The organism is Flavobacterium movens, from assembly GCF_039581425.1.
GTDB lineage: Bacteria > Bacteroidota > Bacteroidia > Flavobacteriales > Flavobacteriaceae > Flavobacterium > Flavobacterium luteolum.
The window spans coordinates 260,103-286,638 of record NZ_JBCPXY010000003.1 but is presented as its reverse complement, the minus strand read 5'-3'; the positions used below and the strand labels follow the sequence as shown (position 1 = coordinate 286,638).

The following is a 26,536-nucleotide window of genomic DNA, read 5'->3' as shown; positions in this document are numbered from 1 at the left end:
TATGTATATTTGACAAATATATTTACTTTTTCGGTTAAAACATGAATAAAAAGAAAGTTGCTATTGTTTCAATTTCCTTAGGAAAAGGAGGCGCAGAACGTTTTGCAGCTTTGCTTACTTTTATGTTAGAAAGTTCTGGTTTTCAAGTCCATTCCATAATTGTCAACGATGATGTCGATTATGAATATACAGGAGCTTTATTCAATTTAGAAAAAGAAAGCGCTGGCTCGGTTTCTATTTTTAGAAAATTAAAAAAAGGGAAATTATTGAGAAACTATTTACTTCAAAGTAGAATCGATATTGTGATAGACAGCCGGCCAAAAAACGTCTTATTGCGCGAATTAATTACCAAATTCATTTGCCGAAATTCAACAGTTTATTACATCGTTCATAGCTTTAATTTTAAAGATTACTTTCCTTCTTCAAAATTCTGGTCGAGAATACTTTACAAAAACGTAAAAGATGTGATTTGCGTTTCAAAAGCGATTGAAGAAAAAGTAAAGGATTGGTATGGATTTGAAAATACCATTACCATTTACAATCCTTTTTTTATTGCTGAAAAAGAATTGAAAAAAGCAGTTTTAGAACCGCAAAAAATAATCTTATATTTTGGACGATTTGAAGAAAAAGTGAAAAATTTCACCTTGATGTTAGACGCTTTTTCGCAATCAAAAATATATGAGAAAGGATACCGTTTGCATTTAATGGGATCTGGAGATGATGTAAGTTTTATTCAGCAGAAAATAAAAACTTTGAATTTAAATGATTGCATAAAAATTCTTCCCTTTAAACCAAAACCTTTCGATGAGGTTCGTGAAGCAAAATTTACGATTTTGACGAGTAAATATGAAGGTTTTCCTTTATCAATAGTAGAATCTTTGGCATTAGGAACGCCTGTCATTGCTGTTGATTGCAATTCTGGACCGCGAGAAATTATTCAGAATGCTTTTAATGGTTTGTTGGTCGAAAATCATAATCCGAAAGCTTTAGCCGAAGCAATGAATCAATTTGCAGATGACGCCGAATTATACCATTTTTGTAAACAGAATGCTACTGAAAGCGTAAAACATTTGTCTTTAAAACACATTTCTAATCAATGGAAAAACCTTCTAAACAATCAATAATGACGAATATTTCAGATGTTCAATTGATCGAGATTCCTAAAATTCAAGATCGAAGAGGAAATCTTTCGGTTGTTGAAGGTAATACGATTCCGTTTGTTTCCAAAAGAGTATATTATTTGTACGATGTTCCAAGCGGAAGCAAAAGGGGAGGGCACGCTCATATAGAACAGCAGGAACTTTTAATTGCATTAAGCGGTAGTTTTGACGTAGTTTTGAAAGACGGAAAAAGTATTAAAACAATTACGCTAAATAAACCAAATGTAGGTTTGCTTATTGTTTCTGGAATTTGGCGTGAACTCAAAAATTTCTCTTCAGGAAGTGTTTGTCTCGTTTTGTCTTCTGGCGAATTTAATGAAGAAGATTATATTCGAGAATACAAAAAGTTTCGATTATTTAAAGACAGATGAACCAATTCCAAAATTTGCTAAAAAGGTTTTAAAAGAAATTAAAAAACGTAAAGCAAATGCAGGTAAAAGCAACAAAGTTCTTTTCTTCCAGCCAATTTTTTTTAAATCAATTGGATTGTAATAGTTGTAAAAAAGAGCTTTTTCTCCAACCAATTTACTTTTAATGGCAAGTGAAAAACGGTTTAAGTCCAAAAAGTATTTTAAGTCTGAATTTGTTTTTTCGGCCTCTTCAAATTTTGAAAAATCCATTTTGCCTTTCATCTCACTTTTTTTAGAAAGACTATTTGCGTCGTAAACATAACGGGCTAAGATTTTCCATGAAAATACAACAGGATAAACAAGTCCGATTCGAATCCATAAATCGGTGTCTTCGCCACTTTTAATTTTGGTGTCAAAGTTTCCAATTTCTTGGAAAATAGATTTATGAAAAACGGAGCAGGAAGTACACAATACGGTTTCTTTTAAACTGGCTTTAAAATAATTTACAATTTCGAAATCATCATTTGTTTTAGAAATTGAATATTGTGCTGGAATTATTTTTTTTGAAGTTTCAAATTCTATCGCAGCAGAAAACACTTTTTGATCCGGAAGCTTTGAAATGTTAGTAAACATAGTTTCCAAAAATGTTGGATACCAATAATCATCTGCATCAAGAAAAGTAATGAAATCGGAATTTGCTTTTTCGATTCCGTAATTTCTTGTTGCAGAAACACCTTTATTTTTTTTACTGAAATACTGAATTCTAGAATCGTTAAACTGCAGTAATTTCTCTTCGCTTTTATCTGTAGATCCATCATTTACCACAATAATTTCAAAATCCTGAAAAGTTTGATTCAAAATACTTTGAATCGTATTTCCGATGAAGTTTTCTTTATTGTAAAGCGGAATTATGATTGAAAAAAAAGCCATTTATTTTGTTTTAAGAAAACAGTAATAACCTAATTTGTAAATGTCAAACAGAAAAAGTGAAGGTTTGTTTGAAAGCAAATTTCGTTCAATTTTTTGTTTCGATTTTTTAAAAGCAATATTAAAAATAGAAATCAGTTTCATTTTTTTTAAGAAGTCAAAAGAACTAATGATTTTGCTTTCGTTTTTCGATATTTTATTCAAATAATCTAAAAGAACTAGATTTTCTAACGCCGTTTTTGTTTTGCTTAGAAATAAGCTGGAAGATTCTAAATTTAAATGAAAAACAGGATTTTCAATGTGCTTAATCTCAATTTGATTAGATTTTAAAACGGCAAAAAAAAGCAGATCTTCATAACCATATTTTGTTAGATTTTCATCAAAAGGAAAGCGATCAAGAATTTCTTTCTTTATCAATAAATTAGAAACTAATGCTGTATTTGATGGATTTCTATTTCTTTCTGATAAACTTAAAGCTTCTCTTTTTTTGCCATAAATCCAACGTAAAATTTGTTCTTGTCGCGGTTTTTTATTTTCATATAAAAGCCCGCCAAAAACAATTTTGTTTTCTAGTTCTGAAATATAATTCGAAACAAAAGTATTATGTACAGGAATTGTATCGGCATCCAAAAAAAGCAGATTTTCATAAACTGCTTTTTGAGCCAATAGATTTCGGATTGCGCTTCGTCCGATATTTTTTTCTAAAATAGAATAATAGGTATTTTCGAATTGATTAATTCTTTGGTTTTCTATAGTAAACTCTTGTGAAGCATCATCCAGACAAATAATTTCAAAAGGAATATGGCATTCTAAAGCTTGCTTATATAACATTTCTACAAGAGCAAAAACATCATAATTATAAACCGGAATTAAAATAGAAAGCATTACACGCTTCTTTGCACCACTTCGAAGATTCTTTCATCTTCACATTTTAATGTTTTCGATGGGAATTTCATTAATAAAGCATAATCGTGAGTAGCCATAATAACAGTTTTACCTGCAGCGTTGATTGCTTTTAATACTTCTAATACTTCAGAACTCGTTTGAGGATCAAGATTTCCTGTTGGTTCGTCGGCTAAAATAAACTCTGGATCGTTAAGCAATGCTCTTGCAATCGCAACACGCTGCTGCTCTCCGCCAGAAAGCTGATGGGGCATTTTGTTCATGAAGTCTTTCATGCCTACTTTATCCAAAACTTCATCAATTTTATGTTGCATGGCTTCTTTTTCGACCCATCCTGTAGCTCTTAAAACAAAAAGCATATTGTCTTTAATTGAACGGTCTGGAAGTAGTTTAAAGTCTTGAAATACGATTCCGATTTTACGTCTTAAATATGGAATGTCGTTTTCTTTTAAAGTTGCCAAATCAAATTCAACAATATGTCCTTCACCTTCAATTAACGGCAAATCAGCATATAAAGTTTTTAGAAAACTACTTTTTCCAGAACCGGTTTTTCCGATAATGTAGATAAACTCACCATGGTTAACATCTAGGTTAATGTGAGATATAATTTTTCTTCCTTCTTGATATATAGTGACTTCTTTAAGAGATAGTACGGTTTGTGACATAATAAAATTGGTTTGAATGGTAAAAGTAATAAGATAACGGTTGTATTCAAAATAAATTTCAATCATTTCTTAAGAAAAGTTCTAGAAAAAGGACGAAAATTTAAATCATATAATTAGCCTTAGTTCATTTTAATTAATATGTCAAAAGCTCCTAACTTAGAATAACTTATATTGCCTTTAATGTTTCAGATTCGTTTTTTGTAGAGCTTCTAAATGCATATTATCGAATATTTGTTCATAATAAAACCTCAAAACGTTTCGTTATAAACCGTATAAAATGATACATTTGAATACTAAATATTATTACAATGCGTAAACTTTCCAGGTTCTTTTTATTCCAAATTATCCTTACCTCGACTATAGCTTCGGCACAAAAATCGGCTATTTATACTTATGAATTAAAGGATTTTGACAAAGCACTGGCTTTATATAATGACAAACAATATGCTTCGGCTCAATTGATTTTTGAAAAAGTAAAATACAATGCAGCAAACGAAGAGGTTCAATCTGATTGTGCTTTCTACATTGCCAATTGTGCTATAAGAACCAATAAAGCAAATGCTGATGCTTTGGTAGAGCAATTTGTAAATGATTATCCGACGAGCACTAAACAGAATCAGGCTTATATTGAGGCTGCACAATTTTTCTTCGAACAAGGAAATTACCCAAAAGCATTGCAATGGTTTGATAAAGTAGACGAAAGCTACATGAGTAAAACTGAATCGGATAAGTTTAACTTCATGAAGGGCTACAGCTATTTTAATGCTAAAAAGAAAAAAGAAGCCACCAATTATTTTAATAAAGTTGTCAATTCTAAAGAATATGGTTCTCAAGCCAAATATTACTTAGGATTTATGGCGTATGAAGGCGACGATTATAAAGAAGCAACAAAATATTTTGATGAGGTTTCGGGCGAAGAAAAATACAAAGAAAAACTGTCGTACTATCAAGCCGATATGAATTTCAAATTAGGGAATTTTCAAAAAGCGATTGATTTAGGATTGGTAGCCATGAACAAATCGAACGATATTGAAAAATCGGAACTGAATAAAATTATCGGAGAAAGTTATTTCAACTTAAAACAATATGGAAAAGCAATTCCGTATTTAGAGCAATATGCAGGCAAAAAAGGGAAATGGAACAATACCGATTTCTATCAGTTAGGTTATGCGTATTATGAACAGAAAGAGTACGAAAAAGCAATTTCTCAGTTCAATAAAATTATTGAAGGAAAAGATTTTGTTGCCCAAAATGCTTACTATCATTTAGGATTAAGTTATTTAAATACGGGTAAAAAACAGGAAGCTTTAAATGCGTTCAAAAATGCTTCCGAAATGGATTTTAATGCACAGATTCAAGAAGATGCTGCTTTAAATTACGCTAAATTAAGTTATGATATCGGAAATGCGTATCAAGCTGTTCCAGGTATTTTGTTGGATTTCCTTAAAAAATATCCAAATAATTCAAGCCGTGCAGAAGTAGAAAAACTTTTGGTAGATTCTTATATTTCTTCTAAAAACTATAAAGAAGCTTTGGCCTTGTTAGAAAAAAATAGAACTGCTGAAAACAAAGCGGCATACCAGAAAGTGCTTTTTTATCGCGGATTAGAATTGTACAACGAAAATAACTACCAAGAAGCGGGTAAAATGTTCAAAAGTGCTATCAGCGAACAAAAAACGCCTGAGTTTACAGCACGTGCTACTTTCTGGAAAGCAGAAACAGAATATCTGAATGATGATATGCAAAACGCTCTGCTGACTTACAAGCAATTTGCTGGAATGGCTGCGGCAAAATCTACAGAGGAATATAAAAACATCAATTATAATATTGGCTATACCTATTTTAAACTGAAAGATTACGATCAGGCAGCAAATTCTTTTCAAGCTCAGATTGATAATTCGCCTTCAGATAAAAACCGTTTAAACGATTCTTATTTGCGTTTAGGTGACTGCCGTTTTGTGACTTCAAAATATAGCGCAGCAAACGAAGCATATTCAAAAGCAATTGCAGCAAAAGGTGTAGATGCTGATTATGCACAGTTTCAAAAAGCACTTTCTTACGGGTTTATGTCGAAACACGATAAAAAAGTGGAGGAATTGAATAATTTCCTTCAGATGTACAAAAAATCATCTTATCGTGATGATGCTTTGTTCGAATTAGGAAACACTTATGTTACTGAAAAGAAAAACGATCAGGCAATTAAAACTTATGATCAATTGATTTCGGAGTTTAAAAACGGATCTTTTACTTCAAAAGCAATCTTAAAACAAGGTCTGATTTATTATAATTCGGATCGTGACGAACAGGCTTTAACAAAATTCAAAAAAGTTGCTGCTGAATTTTCAAAAACTCCAGAAGCTCTAGAAGCAGTTGCCACAGCAAGATTAATCTATGTAGATTCTGGAAAAGTAGACGAATATGCAACTTGGGTTCGTACATTAGATTTTGTTGCAGTTACAGATGCAGAATTGGATAATGATACTTATGATGCGGCTTTCAAACAATACAGCCAAAATAATTCGAAACAAGCAATTACTGGTTTCGCGGGTTATGTGTCTAAATTCCCGAACGGAATGCACGCGCTGGAAGCTAATTTCTATTTGGCTCAGCTGACTTATGCAGAAGGTTCTGAAACAAAATCAATCGCTAATTACCAATTTGTAATTGATCAGCCAAGAAATGAATTTACAGAGCAGGCGTTAAACAGATTGGCTCAAATTTATTTGAAAGCTAAAGATTGTGATAAAGCAATTCCAGTTTTAAAACGTTTAGAAAACGAAGCAGATTATCCGCAGAATAAAACTTTCGCGCAAGCAAACTTGATGAAATGTTATTATGATCAAAAGGATTATGATAATTCTGTTATTGCTGCTGATAAAGTTTTGGAAAATGCAAAATCTGATGCGGGAGTAAAAGCCGATGCGCAAATTATTGTTGCAAGAGCGGCGATTCAAACAGGAAATGAAGACAAGGCAAAAACAGCTTACGCAAAATTAATGACGACTTCAAAAGGAGAATTAGCTGCAGAAGCTTTGTATTATGATGCATATTTTAAAACGAAAGAAGGAAAATATGATGCTTCTAATACTGCGGTTCAGAAATTAGCAAAAAGCTATTCGGCTTACAAATATTATGGAGCAAAAGGCTTAGTATTAATGGCGAAAAACTTCTACGGATTAAAAGACAGTTATCAGGCGACTTATATTTTGGATAACGTAATCAACAACTTTACAGATTATCCAGATGTTGTAGAAGAAGCGAAAAAAGAATTAGCAGCAATTAAATCGGAAGAATCAAAAACAAATTCGTCGATTAATAGATAGAGAGAATAATAGAAGAAAGAGACAAGAAGCAAGATTTTTAGATAAAGTCTTTTCTCTTGCTTCTTGCTTCTAAAAGAAAAGAAGAAAAAAATGAGTTTACCTTTTTATATAGTTGATGTTTTTGCCGATAAAAAATATGCTGGAAATCAGCTGGCTGTTTTTATGGATGCAGAAAATCTAAGTACAGCGCAAATGCAGCAGATGGCACGCGAGATTAATTTTGCAGAAAGCACATTTGTAACCAAACTGGATAAAGCTAATAATAAAGCAGAAATTAGAATTTTTACACCAGCTCATGAAATGCAATTTGCAGGTCATCCGATTATTGGGACTTCTTGGGTTTTGATGAATAAGATTTTTGAAAATTCGCCTAACGAAATAAAATTAGAAGTGCCAATTGGACCAATTTCAATCAATAAATTAGATGATTTGATTTGGTTGAAAGCGGCTCAGCCAAAGTTTTGGGATACTTTTTCTAAAATAGATTTTACTTTTTTTAGCAACTTGAAAGTAAGTGATTTCGAAAATCAGTTTCCAATTCAGGAAGTCACAACTGGAAGTGCTTTTGTAATGATTGGATTAAGCAGTAAAAGAGCATTGGAAAACTTGGTTTTGGATAAAGATAAAGCTGATGAATGGATGAAACAGCACTGTAAAACAGACCACAGAGGTTTATACTTTTATTATTTGGAAGGAGAAAAATTGTTCAGCAGAATGTTGTGTATCGAGCATAATCAGTTGGTGGAAGATGCCGCAACAGGAAGTGCTAGTACCTGTTTGCAGGCCTTTTTACTAAAATATCATAAACCTGAGTTTGAATTGACAAATCATCAAGGAGATTACATCGGGCGCCCGTCTGAGATCTATTTTAATGGAAAACTAAACGGAGATTTGTTTGATATTAAAATAGGAGGAAAAGCTCAGTTTGTGGCTAAAGGAGAGTGGGAAGCTTAGAAATTAGATAATTGAGATAATTAGAAAATTAGATAATGTAAAAAGTGAAATGTGAAAAGAAAGATGTAAATGTGAAAAGAGAATATTGGTTGAAAACACATTTTACATTTTACAAACAACATTTTACACAATAATATAAATATGAAATTAAACTGCCGACATAAAATAATCATTTTGTTAGTGTTATTTGCTGCTCAGTTTTCGATTGCGCAAAAGAAAAATGAAACTATTGGAACCGAAACTATAAACGTAGTAAAACCTTATTCGCCGACTATTTCAGATGCTTTTAAAGTGAAAGAAACGCCTTCGCTTGACGATAGCGGAAATCAGCCAAAAGAAGTTATTAAGTACAGTATTTTGTCTGTTCCTGTGGCTTCTACTTTTACACCTTCAAAAGGAAAAGCAGAAGGCGTTGAGAAAGTTAAAAGAGAAAAATTGTTTAATAATTATGCGACTTTAGGAGTTGGAAATTATGGTACTTTAAACGGAGAATTATTCGTAAATCAGGATTTAGGGAATAATGATTATGTGGCGGGAATGTTTCGTCATCACTCTTCTCAAGGCGGAATTAAAGATGTGGAATTGAATGATGAATTTTACGATACTGCAATAAATGTTGGTTACGGTCAAAATAACAGAGATAATAACTGGAACGTTGATTTAGGATATCAAAACCAGATTTATAATTGGTACGGACTTCCATCAGATTTTGGCTCTACAATTCCAGATCAGCGTTATGATTTGGTAAACAGCATTAATCCAGATCATTCATATAACACAATTTGGCTCGGCGGAAATGCTGAATTTACAGAAAGTATTTTTAGTAAGCTTTCTGCAAAATTCACCCATTTTTCAGATAGTTATTCTTCTTCTGAAAACAGATTTTATGTAAAGCCGACTTTTACTGTTGATGTAATGGATCAGGCAATTAAAACCAATGTAATTGTAGATCACGTAAGCGGTTCTTTCAAAAATAATTATTTCCAAGACAATACAGAAGCTTTAAAATACAGTTTTACAAATGTTGGAATTGAGCCAAGTTTTGTGATTAATGAAAATGAATGGACATTAGAATTAGGGGCTGGAATTTACTACAGTGCAGATTCTGAAAATAGCGGAAATAAATTCTATTTCTATCCAAAAGTAAATGCTTCTTATAAACTGGTTGGCGATTTGATGATTTTTTATACGGGAGTAAACGGTGGTTTAAATCAGAATTCGTATGCCGATTTTGTGACCGAAAATCCGTTTTTGTCTCCGACATTAAACATGCGACCATCGAGCACACAATACAATGTTTTTGCTGGATTAAAAGGAAAATTAGCGAACAATGTAAATTATAATGTGACTGCTTCATATTTAAATGAAAAAGATAAAGCGCTTTTTAAAGCAAATGATTATACAGAAGTAGTTACAAATGAAGATTATGCTTTTGGAAACTCGTTTGGAGTAGTTTATGAAGATATTAGAACGTTCCGTTTTTATGGAGAATTAAAAGCCGATTTCTCTCAAAATGTAACTTTTGGAATCAACGGAACTTTTAATAGTTACAATACAGACAATGTGGTTGAAGCATGGAATTTGCCAACAATGAAATTAAGTTCGACTTTAGACGTTAATATTACAAAGCAATGGTACGCTGGATTGAATGTGTTTTATGTTGGAGAAAGAAAAGATATGCAGACAAATACTTCTTTAGGAATCGATGCTACACCAATTACTTTAAAAAGCTATTTTGACGCGAATGCTCATGTAGGTTATAAATTCAACGAAAGATTAACGTTTTTCTTGAAATTGAATAATATCGGAAATCAAGCTTACGAAAAATGGTTGAATTATCCTGTACAAGGATTCCAGGTTTTGGGAGGCGCAAATTATAAATTTGATTTTTAAGAGATCTTTGCCATAAAGATACTTAGGCACAAAAACATTTTAAATGAATGTGCCTTTTTTTTTCAGCCATGAGCTCATGAATTTTTTGGAGTAGATTCGTGAATTCGTGGCTGTTTTTTTTAATTTTATAAAATGGAAATTAAACTACGCCAAGAAAATAAAAACGATTTTGAAAGTGTTTTTCATTTGATTGAAAAAGCTTTCGAAAAGGAAGAATACAGCGATCATAAAGAACAGTTTTTGGTAGAAAGATTAAGAAAATCGGATGCTTTTATTCCAGAACTATCTATTGTTGCTGAAACTGATAATCATATTATAGGTCATATTTTATTTACCAAACTGCAGATAAAAAATGAAACGCAAACCTTTACTTCACTAGCACTTGCTCCGATTTCGGTTTTACCAGAATTTCAAGGGAAGGGAATTGGTTCTAAACTTATTCTCCATGGGCATGAAATTGCAAAAAGCTTAGGTTGCAAATCGGTTATTTTATTAGGTCATCAGGATTATTACCCAAGGTTTGGATATGAACTTTGCGAAAAATACAATATCAAAATGCCATTTGATGTTCCCGCCGAAAACTGTATGGTTATCGCATTAATAGAAGACGGTTTAAAAGAAGTAAGCGGAGAAGTAGTATACCCAAAAGCTTTTTTCGAATAAAAATTTAAATAAAGAAAAAACCTTAGCATCTTTGCACCTCAGAACCTTAGTACCTTTAAAAAAATGGCTTTCAAAGAAAAAATATATTCTCACTATACTCAAATGGTTCAAGATCGAATTGATGTTTTTAAAGACATGATTTCGGGTTTGACAGAAGATTCAAAAAATGATGCAAAAGGTTCTGCAGGTGATAAGCATGAAACGGCTTTGTCAATGATGCATATCGAGCAAGAAAAATTGACAAATAAATTAAAAGAAGCTTTAGAGCAAAAAGCAATTTTGGATAAGATAGATCCGCTAAAAACGACAGAAAATATTGTTTTGGGAAGTTTGGTAAAAGCAAACGGAATCTATTTATATGTAAGTGTTGCGCTTCCTAAAATAACAATTGATGGAATTAACGTTATTGCACTTTCTCCACAATCTCCGTTGGGAAATCATTTAATGGGTAATAAAGCGGGATTTCAGTTTGAAATAAATAAGACACATTATACGATTCAAAGCGTTGAGTAATCTATAGGCTCGGAACAACTTTGTCAAAGTTTCAAACTTTGACAAAGTTCTTTAAATAATCATCTTCACTCAATCTTGTCATTTCGAGGAACGAGAAATCTTCGCAAGTAACTCCGCAACGTAAGTCGCCAATCTTTGCAGGGCTTTTCGTGAAGATTTGCTTTGCCTAGTCGGTATCGCTAGGGTCTCGTTCCTCGAAATGACAAACTAGCTGAAATAATTATATAAACTACAATTCCAGAACAGCTTTCCATTTCTTCTTTACGAATCTTTTATCAGTAATAGAATAACTCAAAAATTAACTCAAAAAACTGCTTAAAACTTTCAATTTTCAATCAGTTGTATAGTCAAAATTAAAATTTTCAAGTTTTGAGCTTGTTTTTACTTCTAAATTTTACATTTTATATGTAAAAATAAAATTATGGTTTTAAATTGTAATTGAAATTGATGTTTGTGTTTTTCAATTGTAACTAATATCACATCTTTGCCCTATCAAATTAAAATTTAAAGAATTAAAATATAAAATTATGTGTGGAATTGTATGTGCCTTTGATCTTAAACAAAAAGCCGAAGCGTTAAGACCTCAAGTATTAGAAATGTCAAAAATCATTCGTCACCGCGGACCAGACTGGAGCGGAATTTACAGTAATGATAAAGCGATTCTTTCTCATGAGCGTTTGGCAATTGTAGATCCAGCTTCAGGAAAACAGCCTTTATTTACAGAAGACAAGAAATTAGTTTTAGCTGCAAATGGTGAGATTTACAACCACAGAGATTTGCGTAAACAATTTGAAGGAAAATATAAGTTTCAAACTGAAAGTGACTGTGAGGTTATTTTAGCACTTTACAGAGAAAAAGGAGTAAGCTTTGTTGATGAATTAAACGGAATCTTCGGTTTCGCAATTTATGATGTTGATAAAGACGAGTATTTCGTAGCTCGTGACCACATGGGAATTATTCCATTATATATTGGATGGGATCAGCACGGTACTTTCTACGTAGCTTCTGAGTTAAAAGCTTTAGAAGGATATTGTACAAAAATCGAATTATTCCCTCCGGGACATTATTTATCAAGCAAAGACGGTGAATTTGTACAATGGTACAAAAGAGATTGGACAGAATATGATGCAGTAAAAGACAATGAAACTAGCATTCCAGAAATCAGAAAAGCATTGGAAGCTGCAGTTCACAGACAATTAATGAGTGACGTTCCTTACGGAGTTTTACTTTCTGGAGGTTTAGATTCTTCTATTACTTCTGCTGTGGCCAAGAAATTTGCTCAAAAAAGAATTGAGTCAGATGATACTACAGATGCTTGGTATCCGCAATTGCACTCTTTCTCTGTTGGCTTGGAAGGTTCTCCAGATTTAGCAGCAGCGAGAAAGGTGGCAGATCATATCGGAACTATTCACCACGAAATTAAGTTTACAATCCAAGAAGGTTTAGATGCTGTTCGTGATGTAATTTACAACTTAGAAACGTATGATGTAACTACAGTTAGAGCTTCAACTCCAATGTGGTTAATGGCGAGAGTAATCAAATCTATGGGGATCAAAATGGTTCTTTCAGGAGAAGGAGCAGATGAGTTGTTTGGAGGATACTTATACTTCCACAAAGCACCAAACGCTAAAGAATTCCACGAAGAAAACGTTCGTAAATTAGGAAAACTTCATATGTACGATTGTTTACGTGCAAACAAAAGTTTGGCGGCTTGGGGAATCGAAGGACGTGTGCCATTCTTAGATAAAGAATTTATGGATGTTGCAATGCGCATCAACCCGCAAGATAAAATGATCAACAAAGAGCATCCGATGGAAAAATGGGTTGTTCGTAAAGCTTTTGAAGATATGCTTCCAGAAAGTGTTGCTTGGAGACAAAAAGAGCAATTTTCTGATGGAGTAGGATACAGCTGGATTGATACTTTGAAAGAAGTGGTAGCTAGAGAAGTTTCAGATGAACAATTGGCAAACGCTAGATTCAAATTCCCGTTACAAACTCCAACTTCAAAAGAAGAGTATTACTATCGTTCAATTTTTACAGAACATTTCCCAAGTGATGCCGCAGCATTATGTGTTCCTCAGGAAGCAAGTGTGGCTTGTAGTACAAAAATTGCTTTGGAGTGGGATGAAGCTTTCAAAAACTTAAACGATCCATCTGGAAGAGCAGTAGCAAATGTTCACGATGACGCTTATGTTAAATAATTAAGAGTTTAATTTTTAGAATTAGTATATATATTGCCGAAAGACGTTCTTTTATTAGAGCGTCTTTCTTGTCTAAAAAAGTTTCTGTTTTTCAATAGATTAAAATTAAAAGTTTTGGTAATCGATTAAAATTTATTTCCAATTTGACTTTCGTCGAAATAAAAGTTAAACACTGAAATTTTAGGATGTAAAATGTAGGAAAGCAGAAAATAATATTTAGTTTTGCTTTTAAGCGGAAATTTTAATGATTTTTTAATGTACAGCTTATTTGAGGCTGGTACATCAGAATAAAAATAAAAAATAAAATAGTATGTCTGGATTGTTAGCCGTTATTGGTAAAGGAAAAGACCCCAAGCTTGTAAAAGAACTTTCTGAGAGAATGTCACATCGCGGACCTGATGAGAGCGATATTCATATTATGGAAAATGGCAGTATACTTTGTCATGAAAGTCTGTCTATAATTGATCTTAATTCAGGAAAACAGCCTATTCAGGGAACGAACAAAGCATGGATGGTTCATGATGGAGAGATTTATAATTATCAAGAGCTTAAAAATACAGTTTTAAAGGACCATACGTTCAGAACTGAATCAGATTCAGAAGTTATTGTGCATCTGTATGAAGAATTCGGCTATGATTTCTGTAATAAATTGGATGGAGATTTTGCGTTTGTTGTAATTGATGGAGATAAATATATTGCAGGTCGTGACCCGATTGGAGTAAAACCTTTATATTATGGTTTAGATGAAAGAGGACGAATTTATTTTTCCTCAGAAATGAAATCTATTGCAGACCAGTGCAAATCTTTTTCTACTTTTCCCCCAGGACATTATTATACAGCAAAAACAGGCTTTGTAAAATACTATCGCCCAGAATACGAAGATCATAAAAACGCGACTCATGCACTAGATTTAGGGTTGATTCGTGAAAGTTTGATTCAAGCTACAAATAAGCGATTATTGGGCAATGTGCCTTTAGGAACTGTTTTGTCAGGAGGTTTAGACACTTCGTTGATTTCTTCTATTGCTTCTCGATTGCTAAAAGAAAAAGGACAAAAACTACATTCGTTTTCTATCGGATTAGATGCTGAAGCACCAGATAATATCGCAGCAAGAAAAGCGGCAGAATTTTTAGGAACAGAGCATCACGAAATCCATTTTTCTGTTGAAGAGGGAGTTAAAGCATTAGAAAAAGTAATTTATCATTTGGAGACATACGATATTATTTCTGTAAGATCTGGTGTTCCAATGTATTTGCTTTCTAAAGCTATTGCTGATCAAGGAATAAAAGTGATCTTGTCTGGCGAAGGAGCCGATGAGGTTTTTGGAGGACATTTGTATTTTAGAAATGCGCCATCAGAAGAAGAATTTCAAGATGAAACGATAGAAAGAGTGCAAAAGCTGTTTACAGCCGATTTGCTTCGTGCAGATAAAACAACAATGGCAAATGGTTTAGAAATCCGAGTTCCGTTTTTGGATACCGAATTTTTAGATGTTGCGATTCGAATTAAAACAGAAGAAAAACAGCCAAAAACTTATGATGGTGTTGAGAAATATATTCTAAGAAAAGCGTTTGACACTGAAGATGCTTATTTACCGTCGGAAGTTTTATGGCGTCAGAAAGAGCAGTTTTCTGATGGTGTAGGATATAATTGGGTAGATGAGTTAATCGAATATTGTGCATCTCAGGTTACAGATGAGCAATTAGCTGGTGCAAGTGCCGAATTTCCGTATAATTCGCCAACGACGAAAGAAGCATACTTGTATCGATCGATTTTCCATAAATACTATCCACAGGTCAGTGCGGCGCAAACCGTTCGTAAATGGATACCAAAATGGCAGGAAAACCTTGATCCAAGCGGAAGAGCAAATGCAGCCCATTTGAATGGTAATTTTGAAACGGTAAAATCTGGAGTAGTGGTTTAAAAGTTAAATTCTAAAATAAAATAAATTACAAATTCCATTTTAGGAACTTAATGTAAAAAAGCCGAAATGCATCAAAAATGTAGTTTCGGCTTTTTGTATATATTGGAATTTCATTTTTGGAATTGGCAATTTCTATAAATAAAATTTCCAGAATTAAATTTTTCAATTTTTGCATTATTTCCAGTTTTGGAATTTGGAATTTCAGAAAATTGGAATTTAAATTCATTTTTAAGTCTATTTTTAGGTTTTTCAGACAATTGTGTTGATAACTTAAGTGCTTTAAGTCGTATTTTACTGGGTATATAGCTCGCGTTTTTATATATTTGCGTGTTAGACAGTAAATACATTTTTAGAATAAATTATATGAGCGAAGAAATCAAGAAGAACAATTATTCAGCAGATAGTATTCAGGCATTAGAAGGAATGGAGCACGTAAGAATGCGTCCATCAATGTATATTGGAGATGTAGGGGTTCGAGGACTGCATCATTTAGTTTATGAGGTTGTTGATAACTCTATTGATGAGGCCATGGGAGGGCATTGTGATACGATTAGTGTTGCAATAAACGAAGATGGTTCTGTTACAGTTGAAGATAACGGACGTGGTATTCCAGTTGATTTGCATAAAAAAGAGGGTGTTTCTGCACTTGAGGTTGTAATGACAAAGATTGGTGCCGGAGGTAAATTCGACAAAGATTCATATAAAGTTTCAGGAGGTTTGCACGGGGTTGGGGTTTCTGTAGTAAATGCCCTTTCTGTTCACATGAAATCTACTGTATTTAGAGAAGGTAAAATTTATGAGCAGGAATACGAAAGAGGTAAATCTTTATATCCAGTAAAACAAATTGGAGAGACTGATAAACGAGGAACTCGTCAGACTTTCTATCCAGATGATACGATCTTTACTCAGACTACTGAGTTTTCATATGATACACTTTCAGCGCGTATGCGTGAGCTTTCTTTCTTGAATAAGGGAATTACAATTACCTTTACAGATAAGAGAGAAGTGGATGAAAAAGGCGAATTTAGAAGTGAAGTATTTCATTCTGATGAAGGTCTTAAAGAATACATTCGTTACTTAGACGGTAACCGTGAGCCAATTGTTTCTCACGTTATCAGTATGGATAATGATAAAGGGGAAATTCCAGTTGAGGTTGCCTTAATTTACAATACAAGTTATACAGAGAACATTTTCTCTTACGTAAATAATATCAATACTCACGAAGGAGGAACGCACTTACAAGGTTTTAGAAGTGGTTTGACAAGAACGCTTAAAAAATATGCAGATGCTTCTGGTTTATTAGATAAGTTAAAATTCGAAATTTCTGGAGATGACTTCCGTGAAGGATTAACAGCTATTATTTCGGTAAAAGTATCTGAACCTCAATTTGAAGGTCAAACGAAAACTAAGCTTGGAAACAGAGAGGTTGTTTCTCCAGTTTCTCAAGCGGTTGGAGAAATGCTGGAGAATTATTTGGAAGAAAATCCAAATGATGCGAAATTAATTATCCAAAAAGTAATCCTAGCAGCTCAGGCTCGTCACGCAGCGAAAAAAGCGCGTGAAATGGTACAGCGTAAAACCGTTATGGGTGGTGGCGGATTGCCAGGTAAATTATCTGACTGCTCTGAGCAAGATCCAGCAAGATGTGAGGTTTATCTTGTCGAGGGAGATTCGGCTGGTGGAACAGCAAAACAAGGACGTGATCGTAACTTTCAAGCGATTCTGCCATTACGTGGTAAAATCTTGAACGTTGAAAAAGCGATGCACCATAAAGTATTCGAAAACGAAGAGATTAGAAATATCTTTACTGCTTTAGGAGTAACAGTAGGAACTGCAGAAGATAGTAAAGCATTAAATCTAGAAAAACTAAGATATCATAAGGTAATCATCATGTGTGATGCCGATGTCGATGGTAGCCACATTTCTACCTTAATATTAACGTTCTTCTTCCGTTTCATGAAAGAACTTATCGAAGAAGGTCACGTTTACATTGCAGCACCACCTTTATACTTAGTTAAAAAAGGAAACAAAAAAGAATATGCTTGGAATGATGTTCAGCGTGATCAAGCTAACGAAAGAATGGGAGGAAGTGCCAATATTCAGCGTTATAAAGGTCTTGGGGAGATGAACGCGGAGCAATTATGGGAAACTACAATGGATCCGAATTTCAGAACTTTACGCCAAGTAAATATTGATAGTCTTGCAGAAGCTGATCAAGTTTTCTCTATGTTGATGGGTGATGAAGTGCCGCCTCGTAGAGAATTTATCGAGAAAAATGCAGTTTATGCAAATATTGATGCATAAAATAAAAATTTAATAATTCCAATTCGTTTAATTGTTTAAATTTACTAGACAATTAAACGAATTGTCTTTTTAAAGAATAGACAAAATTAATAACCGATAAAGTATAAAATATGAAAGTTACCATTGTAGGAGCAGGAAATGTTGGAGCTACATGTGCGGATGTTATTTCTTATAGAGGAATTGCTAGCGAAGTAGTATTGTTGGATATTAAAGAAGGTTTTGCCGAAGGTAAAGCATTGGATATTACACAATGTGCGACAAATACTGGTTTTAATACTAAAGTATCTGGCGTTACCAACGATTATTCTAAAACTGCAGGAAGCGATGTAGTAGTAATTACATCAGGAATTCCGAGAAAACCGGGAATGACGAGAGAAGAATTAATTGGTATCAATGCAGGAATTGTTAAAACAGTTGCTGAGAACGTGCTAAAGTATTCTCCTAATACAATTATTGTTGTAGTTTCCAATCCGATGGATACCATGACGTATTTGGCTTTAAAAGCTACAGGTCTTCCAAAAAACAGAATTATAGGTATGGGGGGGGCTTTAGATAGTTCTCGTTTTAGAACGTATCTTTCATTAGCTTTAGACAAACCAGCAAATGATATTTCGGCAATGGTAATTGGAGGTCATGGAGATACTACTATGATTCCGTTAACGCGTTTAGCTTCTTATAACGGTATTCCGGTGTCGCAGTTTCTTTCGGAAGAAGTATTGCAGAAAGTTGCCGCAGATACAATGGTAGGAGGTGCAACTCTTACAGGTCTTCTAGGGACTTCTGCATGGTATGCGCCAGGAGCTTCTGTTGCATATTTAGTGGATAGTATTTTGAACGATCAGAAAAAAATGATTGCATGCTCTGTTTTGGTAGAAGGAGAATATGGGCAAAATGATATCTGTATAGGAGTGCCTTGTATAATTGGTAAAAACGGTGTAGAAGAAATTTTAGATATAAACTTAAACGATCAGGAAAAGGCTTTATTTGCGAAAAGTGCAGATGCAGTTCGTAGTATGAATGATGCCTTAAAAACGATTTTAGTATAATAAAAACGGCAAAAAAGAAAAGAAGCTGCACTTTTGCAGCTTTTTTTTTGAGATTAATTAATAAATAAATTGGTTAATATTTTCGTTAATTATATATTTGCTCGGTTTAAAAAAAAATTGGTAATTCGTGATCTCGTTTTTTTGTTTTAAAAAATCATGTCAGGGCTTATTTTATGGGACTTTAAAACAAAAACAAAAATAAAACATAATTAATTTTTAGTAATAATGCAGAATAAAGGACTTATTAAATTTTTCGCAATTCTATTTGCATTGGTAAGTATTTACCAACTATCATTCACTTTTGTGGCAAATGGTGTCAAAAGTGAAGCTAAAGCTTTTGCAGGAGATAATCCTGATAAAGAGCTGAAATATTTAGATTCTATTGGTAAAGAAAAAGTATTAAACCTTGGTTTTACTGATTTCACTTATAACGAAGTGAAAAACAAACAGCTTAATAAAGGTCTTGACTTAGAAGGAGGAATCAACGTAATTCTTCAAATTTCTATTAAAGATGTATTAAAAGGTTTGGCTAATAATTCTAAAAATCCAGTTTTTAATAAATCATTAGCTGATGCATCTGCAAATTTAGAAGGAAACAAAACGTATTTAAATAAGTTTTTTGAAGCTTTTGAAGCAAATTCAAAAGGAACTGTAAAACTTGCATCTCCAGATATTTTCGCTAACAGAAGTCTTCAAGGAGAAGGTGGAGTAGACTTTCAAATGTCTGATGCGCAAGTTCAAAAAGTTATCAAAAGAAAAGTTGATGAGTCTGTAGAAAGTGCTTTTAAAGTATTAAGAGAGCGTATCGACAAATTTGGTGTTACACAGCCAAACATCCAGAAATTAGGAGAAACAGGAAGAATCTTAGTAGAGCTTCCAGGTGCTAAGGATGTTGATAGAATTAAAAAATTATTAGGTGGAAAAGCTCAATTAGAGTTCTGGGAAACTTATAAAATTGAAGAAATTGGTAATTTCTTAGTTTCAGCTAACGAGGCTTTGAAGAAAACTGAAGTTAAGAAAACTGAAACTAAAACAGTTGCTAAAGATTCATTAAATGCATTATTAACTGATGCTAAAGATTCTTCAGAAGTTAAAAAAGGAAACAATCCTTTATTTGATAAAATAATTGGTAACGGTGGTGGACCAGTTTTAGGTTACTTTGCTCCTAAAGATACTGCAACTATCAATGATTATTTTAAAAGACCAGAAATTAGAGTTTTATTAGCAGCTGACCAACACTATGCAAAATTTGTATGGAGTAAGCCAACAACTATTAAAGATCCAAAAGCTAAAGATGCAAAAAGTGCAGCTGATATCGAAGTTGTAGAATTATACGCTTTAAAAGGAAACAGAGACAATACTCCAGCAATGAGCGGTGGTGTTGTAACTGATGCAAAAGATACTTTTGACCAAATGGGTAAACCTGCAGTTTCTATGCAGATGAACAGCCAAGGTGCTAAAGTTTGGGAAGAACTTACAGGAAGAGCATTTGCTCAAAAAAGCTACATTGCTATTGTATTAGATGATATCGTATATTCTGCTCCAGGTGTAACAAGCGGTCCTATTGCTGGAGGAAGATCTGAGATTACAGGTTCATTTGATGTAGCTGAAACTAAAGATTTAGCTAACGTATTAAATGCAGGTAAATTACCAGCTTCTGCAGATATTATCCAGTCAACTGTTGTAGGTCCATCTTTAGGACAAGCGGCTATTGATGCAGGTACAATTTCTTCTGTATTAGGTTTCTTATTAGTTTGTGTTTGGATGGTATTCTATTATGGTAAAGCTGGTTGGTATGCAAACCTTGCGTTATTATTAAACTTACTATTCTTATTCGGAATTATGGCAAGTTTTGGTTTTGTATTGACATTACCAGGTATTGCAGGTATCGTGTTAACATTAGGTACTGCGGTAGATGCGAATATTATTATCTACGAAAGAGCGAAAGAGGAATTACGTGAAGGAAAATCTCTTTCTGAAGCAGTTCAAGCTTCTTACGGATGGCATGGTGCAATGCGTTCTATTATTGATGCTAACGTTACTCACGTTTTAACTGGAGCTATCTTATTTATTTTCGGAACAGGTCCTATTAAAGGTTTCGCATTAACATTATTAATTGGTATCGTAACTTCATTGTTTACTTCTATCTTTATTGCTAGAATTTTCATTGACAGAAATATTGCTGGAAAAGGTGATTTAACTTTCTCTACAAACATTACTAAAAACTGGTTTACAAACTTCCACTTTGACTTTATCAAGATTAAAAAATTCACTTACATCTTCTCTTCAATTGTAGTTGTAGTAAGTTTAGTTTCTATTTTCTTTGTTAACGGATTAGATGAAGGTGTTGATTTTGTTGGAGGAAGAACTTTCCAAGTTAAATTCGAAAAACCAGTTGATGCTACTGCAGTTTCAGATGAATTATCTGCTGCTTTCGGTACGCCAGTTGAAGCTAAAATTTTAGGTGATGATGATCAATTGAAAATCACAACTAAATATAAAATTAAAGAAGACGGTGTAGCAATTGACGAAGAAGTAAACCAAAAATTATACGCTGCTTTACAGAAATATTTCCCAAATACAACATACGATAAATTTATCAACTCATTTGATGGTAAAAGAGTAGGTGTGTTGCAAGCTTCTAAAGTTGGAGCTTCTATCTCTGAGGATATTAAAACTAACTCTTACTGGGCAGTTCTTGGTGCTATGGCGGTTATTTTCTTATACTTAATGGTTTCTTTCCGTAAATGGCAATATTCATTAGGTGCGATTGCAGCTGTTGCACACGACGTAATCTTCGTATTAGGAGTTTACTCATTATGCTACAAATTCATGCCATTCCACATGGAAATGGATCAGCACTTTATCGCTGCGATCTTAACAGTAATTGGTTACTCTATGAACGATACTGTAATCGTATTTGACAGGGTTAGAGAGTTTATCATCGGAAACCGTAAAGGAAGTTTCGAAGATATAGTAAACGCTTCTATTAATACTACATTATCTAGAACATTGAATACTTCATTAATGATGATTATCGTATTATTAACGATGTTTATCTTCGGTGGAGAGTCTATCAGAGGATTTATCTTCGCAATGTTAATTGGTATTATCGTTGGTACTTACTCTTCATTATTTATCGCTACGCCAGTATTGGTTGACACGATTTCAAGTGATGAGAAACACACAATCGAAGACAAACACAATAAGGCATAATTAAAAACCTTATTCTAAATAAAAAAAAAGATCCAGTGAAAGCTGGATCTTTTTTTTATGTTTGTACCTGCCAACCAAAAACAAATTATGATTCTTAGACAAATATTCTTTGTGCTTTTTTTATTCGCGGTATTCCAGCTTAATGCGCAAGAGAAAAACAGTAATTTCAGAGTAGGTTTGAGTTATGGTTTTGGAAGTGAATTTAGTAACACGGATTATACTTTTGAGAATCATTTTTATAAAGCACAACTCTATTACAAAATAAAAGAGACTAAGAATTTTGTTTATGAAGTTTTAATTCAACCCGAAATCAATTTTGGAAAGCACCAATTGTTGAATTATTATTTTGTTAAACCAGAGATGCCCAATTTCGAACAGAAAAGAATAGAATATATGAAACTAAAAGAGGTGAGGGAATATGTTCTTAATATTGGTTTTATAGTTAGAAAGCCCATTGGTAAGATCTTTTCGGTTTATGCATTAGGAAGTGTTGGTCCACTTATTACAGATACAGAAACAGAAAGAATGTCTAAAGGTTTTGCTTTTGCCGATGTTTTTGCGCTTGGTTTTACTGTTGATTACAATAAATTCCGGTTTGATGTGCGTCCTAGTGTGAGGCATGTTTCGAATGCTGGTTTAGGAAGCAGTAATGCAGGTTATAACACCAAGAATATCGAATTTGGTATTTCGTACCAGTTATAAAAAGAAAAAGCCCAATATTTGAATACTGGGCTTTTTTATTGAATTGTAAATTGTTCTTTATGATTCTGCTAAAGGATTTCTCTGTGTTCTAATGACAAAGAAAAGCCCGATAATGATAAATGGTATACTTAACCATTGTCCTGTTGAAAATAAGCCTAATTCGCTCTCAAAACCGCCTTGGCTTTCTTTTACAAACTCTACGATGAAACGTACAACGAATAAAAGCACTAAAAACAATCCGAATAATAGACCAGATTTAAGTCTTGCATTTGTTTTCCAGTATAAAAAGTATAGAATAGCAAAAACAAAAACATAACAGATTGCTTCGTAAAGCTGAGTAGGATGTCTTGAAGGTACTTCGGCTAATAAATTAGCAAATCTTGGGTCTGAAACGATTGCATTATAAGCTTCTTTTGGATCTGCTATTCCTGTTTTTTGAACTGCTTCAGCCTTACTGAATTTATCATGAAGGAAACGGATTCCAAAAGCAGAGTCAGTTTCGTTTCCGATAATTTCTGAGTTAAAGAAATTCCCTAAACGAACAAAGATAGCACCGCTCGCAACTGGAATTACAACACGGTCTAAAATCCATAATAAAGGACGCTTTAATATTTTTTTACTGTAATAATACATGGCAACAATAATCGCAATTGCTGCTCCGTGACTTGCTAATCCTTGGAAACCGGTAAATTGAAATTCTGGTTCGAATCTAACTGGAAGGAAAATTTCTAGTAAATGATTTCTGAAATATTCCCAATCGTAAAATAAAACATGACCTAAACGAGCTCCAATTAAAGTGGCTAATACTGTCCAAACAAATAAAGAATCTAGTTTTTCTATTGATTCGTTTTCTCTTTCGAACATCTTTTTCATTAGGAACCATCCTAAACCAAAAGCAATTACAAACATTAAGCTGTAATAGCGAATCATAAAAAATCCTAAGTTGATTCCCTCAGAAGGATTCCAAACTAAATTTAAGGCGTGTGTCATGTATTGATTTTTTTTATATAGCTGTAAAAATAAATATTTAATGTAAAGTACCGCTTTCTAAAAAGTTAATGTTTGTGGTTGCATTTCTTTTCTGGTACAGGATCATATCCGCTTCTTCCCCAAGGGTGGCAGCTTAAGATGCGTTTAATACCTAAAAAACCACCATAGAACAATCCGTGAATTTGCAGTGCTTGAATCATATAAGTTGAACAAGTTGGTTCAAATCTGCAGGCGGCAGGTGTAAAAGGCGAAATCGCAGTCTGATAAAAACGGACTAACAATACAAACGGATATATTAGAATTTTTGAAAACATATTTTTTGTATCAGTTAGTTTAGTGGTCAGTGTTTAGTTTTTTAGTGTCAGTCAGTATAAAGTTTGAAACTGAATACTAAAAAACTGAACACTGATCACTTTTTTTATTGAATGCTAAATGTAGTTCCTTCTTTTCCGTCTTTAAGCTGAATTCCTAAAGCGATTAATTGATCACGAATCTGGTCAGAAAGCGCAAAGTTTTTGTCTGCTCTCGCCTGATTTCTCATTTCGATAAGCATGTTTACCACGCCATCTAGTTTGTCGCTATCGCCATCGGCAGCTTTGTCATCGCTAAGTCCTAAAACGTCATATACAAAAGCGTTTACCGCTGTTTTAAAATCAACTAAATCATTCGCAGAAATAGTTTCTTTGCCATCTTTTAATAGGTTGATGTAACGAACAGCTTCAAACAATTGCGCAATTAAAATTGGCGTATTGAAATCGTCATTCATAGCATCGTAGCAAAGCTGTTTCCATGCTGCAAAATCTATAGAGCTAGAAGCACTTGCATTGATATTTGGTAAAGCATCTAGTGCTTCCATTAATCTTTTGTATCCTTTCTCAGCTGCAACAATGGCATCATCAGAAAAGTCTAAAATGCTTCTATAATGTGCTTGAAGCATGAAAAAACGAGTCACAGAAGCAGAAAATGGTTTACTTAAGATGTTATTATCTCCGCTAAGAATCTCACCTGGAAGAATGTTATTTCCAGTCGATTTTGCCATTTTCTTTCCGTTTAAGGTAAGCATGTTAGCATGCATCCAGTAATTTACTGGAGCTTGGCCAGTGCAAGCTTCGTTTTGAGCAATTTCACATTCGTGGTGAGGGAATTTTAAATCCATTCCGCCTCCGTGAATGTCAAAATGATTGCCAAGATATTTGGTGCTCATTGCCGTACATTCTAGATGCCATCCTGGGAAACCATCGCTCCAAGGAGAAGGCCATCTCATAATATGTTCTGGCTCTGCTTTTTTCCACAACGCAAAATCCTGCGGATTTCTCTTGTCTGACTGTCCGTCAAGATCACGCGTGTTAGCCAACATATCATCGATATTTCTACCGCTTAAAATACCGTAATTGTTAGTCTCGTTATATTTTACAACATCAAAATATACCGATCCATTAGCGACATAAGCGATGCCTTTATCGATAATTTTTTTAATAATTTCAATTTGCTCAATAATATGTCCAGTTGCTGTAGGCTCGATACTTGGTGGTAAAAAGTTGAATGCCTTTAGAATATTATGAAAATCAACAGTGTAACGCTGTACTACTTCCATTGGTTCCAATTGTTCTAAACGTGCTTTTTTAGCAATTTTATCTTCACCTTCATCGACGTCGTCTACAATATGTCCAACATCGGTGATATTTCGAACATAGCGAACTTTATAATCCAAATGAAGAAAATATCTAAAAATTACATCAAAAGACATAAAAGTTCTCACGTTTCCTAAATGGACATTACTATATACGGTAGGTCCACAAACATACATTCCAACGTTTCCTTCATGGATTGGTTTGAAATCTTCTTTATCACCCGAAAGTGAATTGTATATTTTTAGAGGTTGTGTTGTATATAATGGCATATTAAGTTTATTGATGTTTTATAGGAGCTAATCCTGCTATCAGCTATATCTTTTATGGTGAACCCCACCATAAAAGGATGCCGCTTCTATCAGGGCTAGATCATAAATATAATAGAAATAACCGTAAAAAAATTAAAACTGCGTTTCCAGTTTGATATAGTCAAGAAATTCTCTCTTCGTTTGAGGATCTTTGAATTTTCCGCCGAACTCAGAAGTTACTGTACTGCTTTCGATATCTTTAATTCCGCGAGAATTTACGCAAAGGTGTTTTGCGTCGATCACACAGGCAACATCTTCTGTTCCTAGAGCTTTTTGAAGTTCCTGAACAATCTGCATAGTTAGACGCTCCTGTACTTGAGGTCTTTTAGCATAATACTCAACAATACGGTTCATTTTTGATAAACCAATCACGCGTCCGCTTGAGATATAAGCAACGTGAGCACGCCCGATAATTGGCAGTAAGTGGTGTTCGCAAGTAGAATAAACTGTAATGTTTTTTTCTACGAGCATTTCGCCATATTTGTAATTATTGTCAAAAGTAGAAGCTTTTGGCTGTTTTGCAGGATTAAGACCTCCAAAAATTTCTTTTACAAACATTTTTGCAACTCGGTTTGGAGTTCCTTTAATGCTGTCATCTGTCAAATCCATTCCTAATGTTTGCAGAATGCTTTCGACATCTTTTTTAATTTTTTCTATTTTTTCTTCATCAGTGATGTCAAAAGCATCCTCTCTTAAAGGGTTTTTTGCATTACTGCTGAAGTGACTGTCACCTATTTCGTCTAAAAAATCTTCGTTATTTATCATTAAGAACTACTATTATAATGTGGTATATCTTTTTAAGGCGGTAAAGATAATTAATAAATAGGAAACCTATTCTATGGTTTTTAGGATTTAATTGCTGC

General features: G+C 33.6%; 20 protein-coding genes. 13 read left to right on the top strand and 7 right to left on the bottom strand.

Annotated elements, in window-relative coordinates; all coding sequences use genetic code 11:
• The first annotated feature begins 41 nt into the window (after window positions 1–41).
• On the top strand, window positions 42–1,124 hold the full coding sequence (locus tag AAYQ05_RS07575; RefSeq protein ID WP_343542339.1) for a glycosyltransferase: 1,083 nt from the start codon (window positions 42–44) through the stop codon (window positions 1,122–1,124).
• Window positions 1,124–1,531: a sugar 3,4-ketoisomerase gene (locus AAYQ05_RS07570; RefSeq protein ID WP_343542337.1), complete on the top strand. Its 408-nt coding sequence runs from the start codon at window positions 1,124–1,126 to the stop codon at window positions 1,529–1,531. Before AAYQ05_RS07575 ends, AAYQ05_RS07570 begins: the two co-directional genes overlap by 1 nt.
• On the opposite strand, the gene AAYQ05_RS07565 is transcribed toward AAYQ05_RS07570, so the two are convergent.
• The 3 genes from AAYQ05_RS07565 to AAYQ05_RS07555 are packed head-to-tail and all read right to left on the bottom strand — an operon-like array spanning window position 1,514 to window position 4,005.
• Complete coding sequence (locus tag AAYQ05_RS07565) at window positions 1,514–2,440, bottom strand: glycosyltransferase family 2 protein (RefSeq protein ID WP_343542335.1); 927 nt, start codon at window positions 2,438–2,440, stop codon at window positions 1,514–1,516. The two genes, AAYQ05_RS07570 and AAYQ05_RS07565, sit on opposite strands and share 18 nt — an antisense overlap.
• Window positions 2,441–3,322: a glycosyltransferase family 2 protein gene (locus tag AAYQ05_RS07560; protein ID WP_343542333.1), complete on the bottom strand. Its 882-nt coding sequence runs from the start codon at window positions 3,320–3,322 to the stop codon at window positions 2,441–2,443.
• Window positions 3,322–4,005: a cell division ATP-binding protein FtsE gene (locus AAYQ05_RS07555; protein ID WP_177212503.1), complete on the bottom strand. Its 684-nt coding sequence runs from the start codon at window positions 4,003–4,005 to the stop codon at window positions 3,322–3,324. The genes AAYQ05_RS07560 and AAYQ05_RS07555 overlap by 1 nt, the downstream gene beginning before the upstream one ends.
• A 308-nt stretch (window positions 4,006–4,313) precedes the next feature.
• Here AAYQ05_RS07555 and AAYQ05_RS07550 point away from each other — a divergent pair, with 308 nt between their 5' ends.
• From AAYQ05_RS07550 to AAYQ05_RS07500, 11 genes are all read left to right on the top strand, one after another.
• Complete coding sequence (locus tag AAYQ05_RS07550) at window positions 4,314–7,328, top strand: tetratricopeptide repeat protein (protein ID WP_343542332.1); 3,015 nt, start codon at window positions 4,314–4,316, stop codon at window positions 7,326–7,328.
• A 90-nt stretch (window positions 7,329–7,418) separates the two neighbouring features.
• On the top strand, window positions 7,419–8,282 hold the full coding sequence (locus AAYQ05_RS07545) for a PhzF family protein (RefSeq protein ID WP_343542330.1): 864 nt from the start codon (window positions 7,419–7,421) through the stop codon (window positions 8,280–8,282).
• Window positions 8,283–8,423: 141 nt separating this feature from the next.
• A complete protein-coding gene (locus tag AAYQ05_RS07540; RefSeq protein ID WP_343542329.1) occupies window positions 8,424–10,175 on the top strand; it encodes a TonB-dependent receptor in 1,752 nt (583 codons plus the stop codon).
• Window positions 10,176–10,307: 132 nt separating this feature from the next.
• Entirely contained in the window at window positions 10,308–10,838 is a 531-nt protein-coding gene (locus AAYQ05_RS07535) for a GNAT family N-acetyltransferase (protein ID WP_343542327.1), read from the top strand.
• Between the two features lie 63 nt (window positions 10,839–10,901).
• The gene (locus AAYQ05_RS07530; RefSeq protein WP_343542325.1) at window positions 10,902–11,351 is read left to right on the top strand and encodes a hypothetical protein; all 450 of its coding nucleotides are present in this window, start codon (window positions 10,902–10,904) and stop codon (window positions 11,349–11,351) included.
• Window positions 11,352–11,878: 527 nt separating this feature from the next.
• On the top strand, window positions 11,879–13,552 hold the full coding sequence (gene asnB, locus AAYQ05_RS07525; RefSeq protein ID WP_343542323.1) for an asparagine synthase B: 1,674 nt from the start codon (window positions 11,879–11,881) through the stop codon (window positions 13,550–13,552).
• A gap of 310 nt (window positions 13,553–13,862) precedes the next feature.
• Window positions 13,863–15,476: an asparagine synthase B gene (gene asnB, locus AAYQ05_RS07520; protein WP_343542321.1), complete on the top strand. Its 1,614-nt coding sequence runs from the start codon at window positions 13,863–13,865 to the stop codon at window positions 15,474–15,476.
• Window positions 15,477–15,839: 363 nt separating this feature from the next.
• The gene (gene gyrB / locus AAYQ05_RS07515; RefSeq protein WP_177210402.1) at window positions 15,840–17,780 is read left to right on the top strand and encodes a DNA topoisomerase (ATP-hydrolyzing) subunit B; all 1,941 of its coding nucleotides are present in this window, start codon (window positions 15,840–15,842) and stop codon (window positions 17,778–17,780) included.
• Window positions 17,781–17,890: 110 nt separating this feature from the next.
• Complete coding sequence (gene mdh, locus AAYQ05_RS07510) at window positions 17,891–18,826, top strand: malate dehydrogenase (protein WP_281631800.1); 936 nt, start codon at window positions 17,891–17,893, stop codon at window positions 18,824–18,826.
• A 225-nt stretch (window positions 18,827–19,051) separates the two neighbouring features.
• The gene (secDF, locus tag AAYQ05_RS07505; protein WP_343542319.1) at window positions 19,052–22,042 is read left to right on the top strand and encodes a protein translocase subunit SecDF; all 2,991 of its coding nucleotides are present in this window, start codon (window positions 19,052–19,054) and stop codon (window positions 22,040–22,042) included.
• An 87-nt stretch (window positions 22,043–22,129) separates the two neighbouring features.
• Window positions 22,130–22,744 (top strand): acyloxyacyl hydrolase, encoded by a 615-nt coding sequence (locus tag AAYQ05_RS07500; protein ID WP_343542318.1) that lies wholly within the window; start codon window positions 22,130–22,132, stop codon window positions 22,742–22,744.
• 57 nt (window positions 22,745–22,801) lie between these two features.
• Here the strand turns inward: AAYQ05_RS07500 and lgt are convergent, their stop codons facing one another.
• The 4 genes from lgt to folE all read right to left on the bottom strand — a co-directional run bounded on the left by lgt (window position 22,802) and on the right by folE (window position 26,438).
• Window positions 22,802–23,734: a prolipoprotein diacylglyceryl transferase gene (lgt, locus tag AAYQ05_RS07495; RefSeq protein WP_343542317.1), complete on the bottom strand. Its 933-nt coding sequence runs from the start codon at window positions 23,732–23,734 to the stop codon at window positions 22,802–22,804.
• A 65-nt stretch (window positions 23,735–23,799) separates the two neighbouring features.
• Entirely contained in the window at window positions 23,800–24,048 is a 249-nt protein-coding gene (gene yidD / locus AAYQ05_RS07490; protein ID WP_008462282.1) for a membrane protein insertion efficiency factor YidD, read from the bottom strand.
• A 104-nt stretch (window positions 24,049–24,152) separates the two neighbouring features.
• On the bottom strand, window positions 24,153–25,634 hold the full coding sequence (gene cysS / locus AAYQ05_RS07485; RefSeq protein WP_343542315.1) for a cysteine--tRNA ligase: 1,482 nt from the start codon (window positions 25,632–25,634) through the stop codon (window positions 24,153–24,155).
• A gap of 132 nt (window positions 25,635–25,766) precedes the next feature.
• Entirely contained in the window at window positions 25,767–26,438 is a 672-nt protein-coding gene (gene folE / locus AAYQ05_RS07480; protein WP_177210396.1) for a GTP cyclohydrolase I FolE, read from the bottom strand.
• Window positions 26,439–26,536 lie beyond the last annotated feature (98 nt).

Excerpts from the sequence above, each read along its gene's own strand:
- cysS (WP_343542315.1), bottom strand. The coding sequence starts at position 25,634 with ATGCCATTATATACAACACAACCTCTAAAAATATACAATTCACTTTCG.
- lgt (WP_343542317.1), bottom strand. The coding sequence starts at position 23,734 with ATGACACACGCCTTAAATTTAGTTTGGAATCCTTCTGAGGGAATCAAC.
- AAYQ05_RS07530 (WP_343542325.1), top strand. The coding sequence starts at position 10,902 with ATGGCTTTCAAAGAAAAAATATATTCTCACTATACTCAAATGGTTCAA.
- AAYQ05_RS07565 (WP_343542335.1), bottom strand. The coding sequence starts at position 2,440 with ATGGCTTTTTTTTCAATCATAATTCCGCTTTACAATAAAGAAAACTTC.
- AAYQ05_RS07555 (WP_177212503.1), bottom strand. The coding sequence starts at position 4,005 with ATGTCACAAACCGTACTATCTCTTAAAGAAGTCACTATATATCAAGAA.
- AAYQ05_RS07540 (WP_343542329.1), top strand. The coding sequence starts at position 8,424 with ATGAAATTAAACTGCCGACATAAAATAATCATTTTGTTAGTGTTATTT.
- yidD (WP_008462282.1), bottom strand. The coding sequence starts at position 24,048 with ATGTTTTCAAAAATTCTAATATATCCGTTTGTATTGTTAGTCCGTTTT.
- AAYQ05_RS07550 (WP_343542332.1), top strand. The coding sequence starts at position 4,314 with ATGCGTAAACTTTCCAGGTTCTTTTTATTCCAAATTATCCTTACCTCG.
- gyrB (WP_177210402.1), top strand. The coding sequence starts at position 15,840 with ATGAGCGAAGAAATCAAGAAGAACAATTATTCAGCAGATAGTATTCAG.
- AAYQ05_RS07500 (WP_343542318.1), top strand. The coding sequence starts at position 22,130 with ATGATTCTTAGACAAATATTCTTTGTGCTTTTTTTATTCGCGGTATTC.
- asnB (WP_343542323.1), top strand. The coding sequence starts at position 11,879 with ATGTGTGGAATTGTATGTGCCTTTGATCTTAAACAAAAAGCCGAAGCG.
- AAYQ05_RS07575 (WP_343542339.1), top strand. The coding sequence starts at position 42 with ATGAATAAAAAGAAAGTTGCTATTGTTTCAATTTCCTTAGGAAAAGGA.
- AAYQ05_RS07535 (WP_343542327.1), top strand. The coding sequence starts at position 10,308 with ATGGAAATTAAACTACGCCAAGAAAATAAAAACGATTTTGAAAGTGTT.
- folE (WP_177210396.1), bottom strand. The coding sequence starts at position 26,438 with ATGATAAATAACGAAGATTTTTTAGACGAAATAGGTGACAGTCACTTC.
- AAYQ05_RS07560 (WP_343542333.1), bottom strand. The coding sequence starts at position 3,322 with ATGCTTTCTATTTTAATTCCGGTTTATAATTATGATGTTTTTGCTCTT.
- mdh (WP_281631800.1), top strand. The coding sequence starts at position 17,891 with ATGAAAGTTACCATTGTAGGAGCAGGAAATGTTGGAGCTACATGTGCG.
- AAYQ05_RS07545 (WP_343542330.1), top strand. The coding sequence starts at position 7,419 with ATGAGTTTACCTTTTTATATAGTTGATGTTTTTGCCGATAAAAAATAT.
- secDF (WP_343542319.1), top strand. The coding sequence starts at position 19,052 with ATGCAGAATAAAGGACTTATTAAATTTTTCGCAATTCTATTTGCATTG.
- AAYQ05_RS07570 (WP_343542337.1), top strand. The coding sequence starts at position 1,124 with ATGACGAATATTTCAGATGTTCAATTGATCGAGATTCCTAAAATTCAA.
- asnB (WP_343542321.1), top strand. The coding sequence starts at position 13,863 with ATGTCTGGATTGTTAGCCGTTATTGGTAAAGGAAAAGACCCCAAGCTT.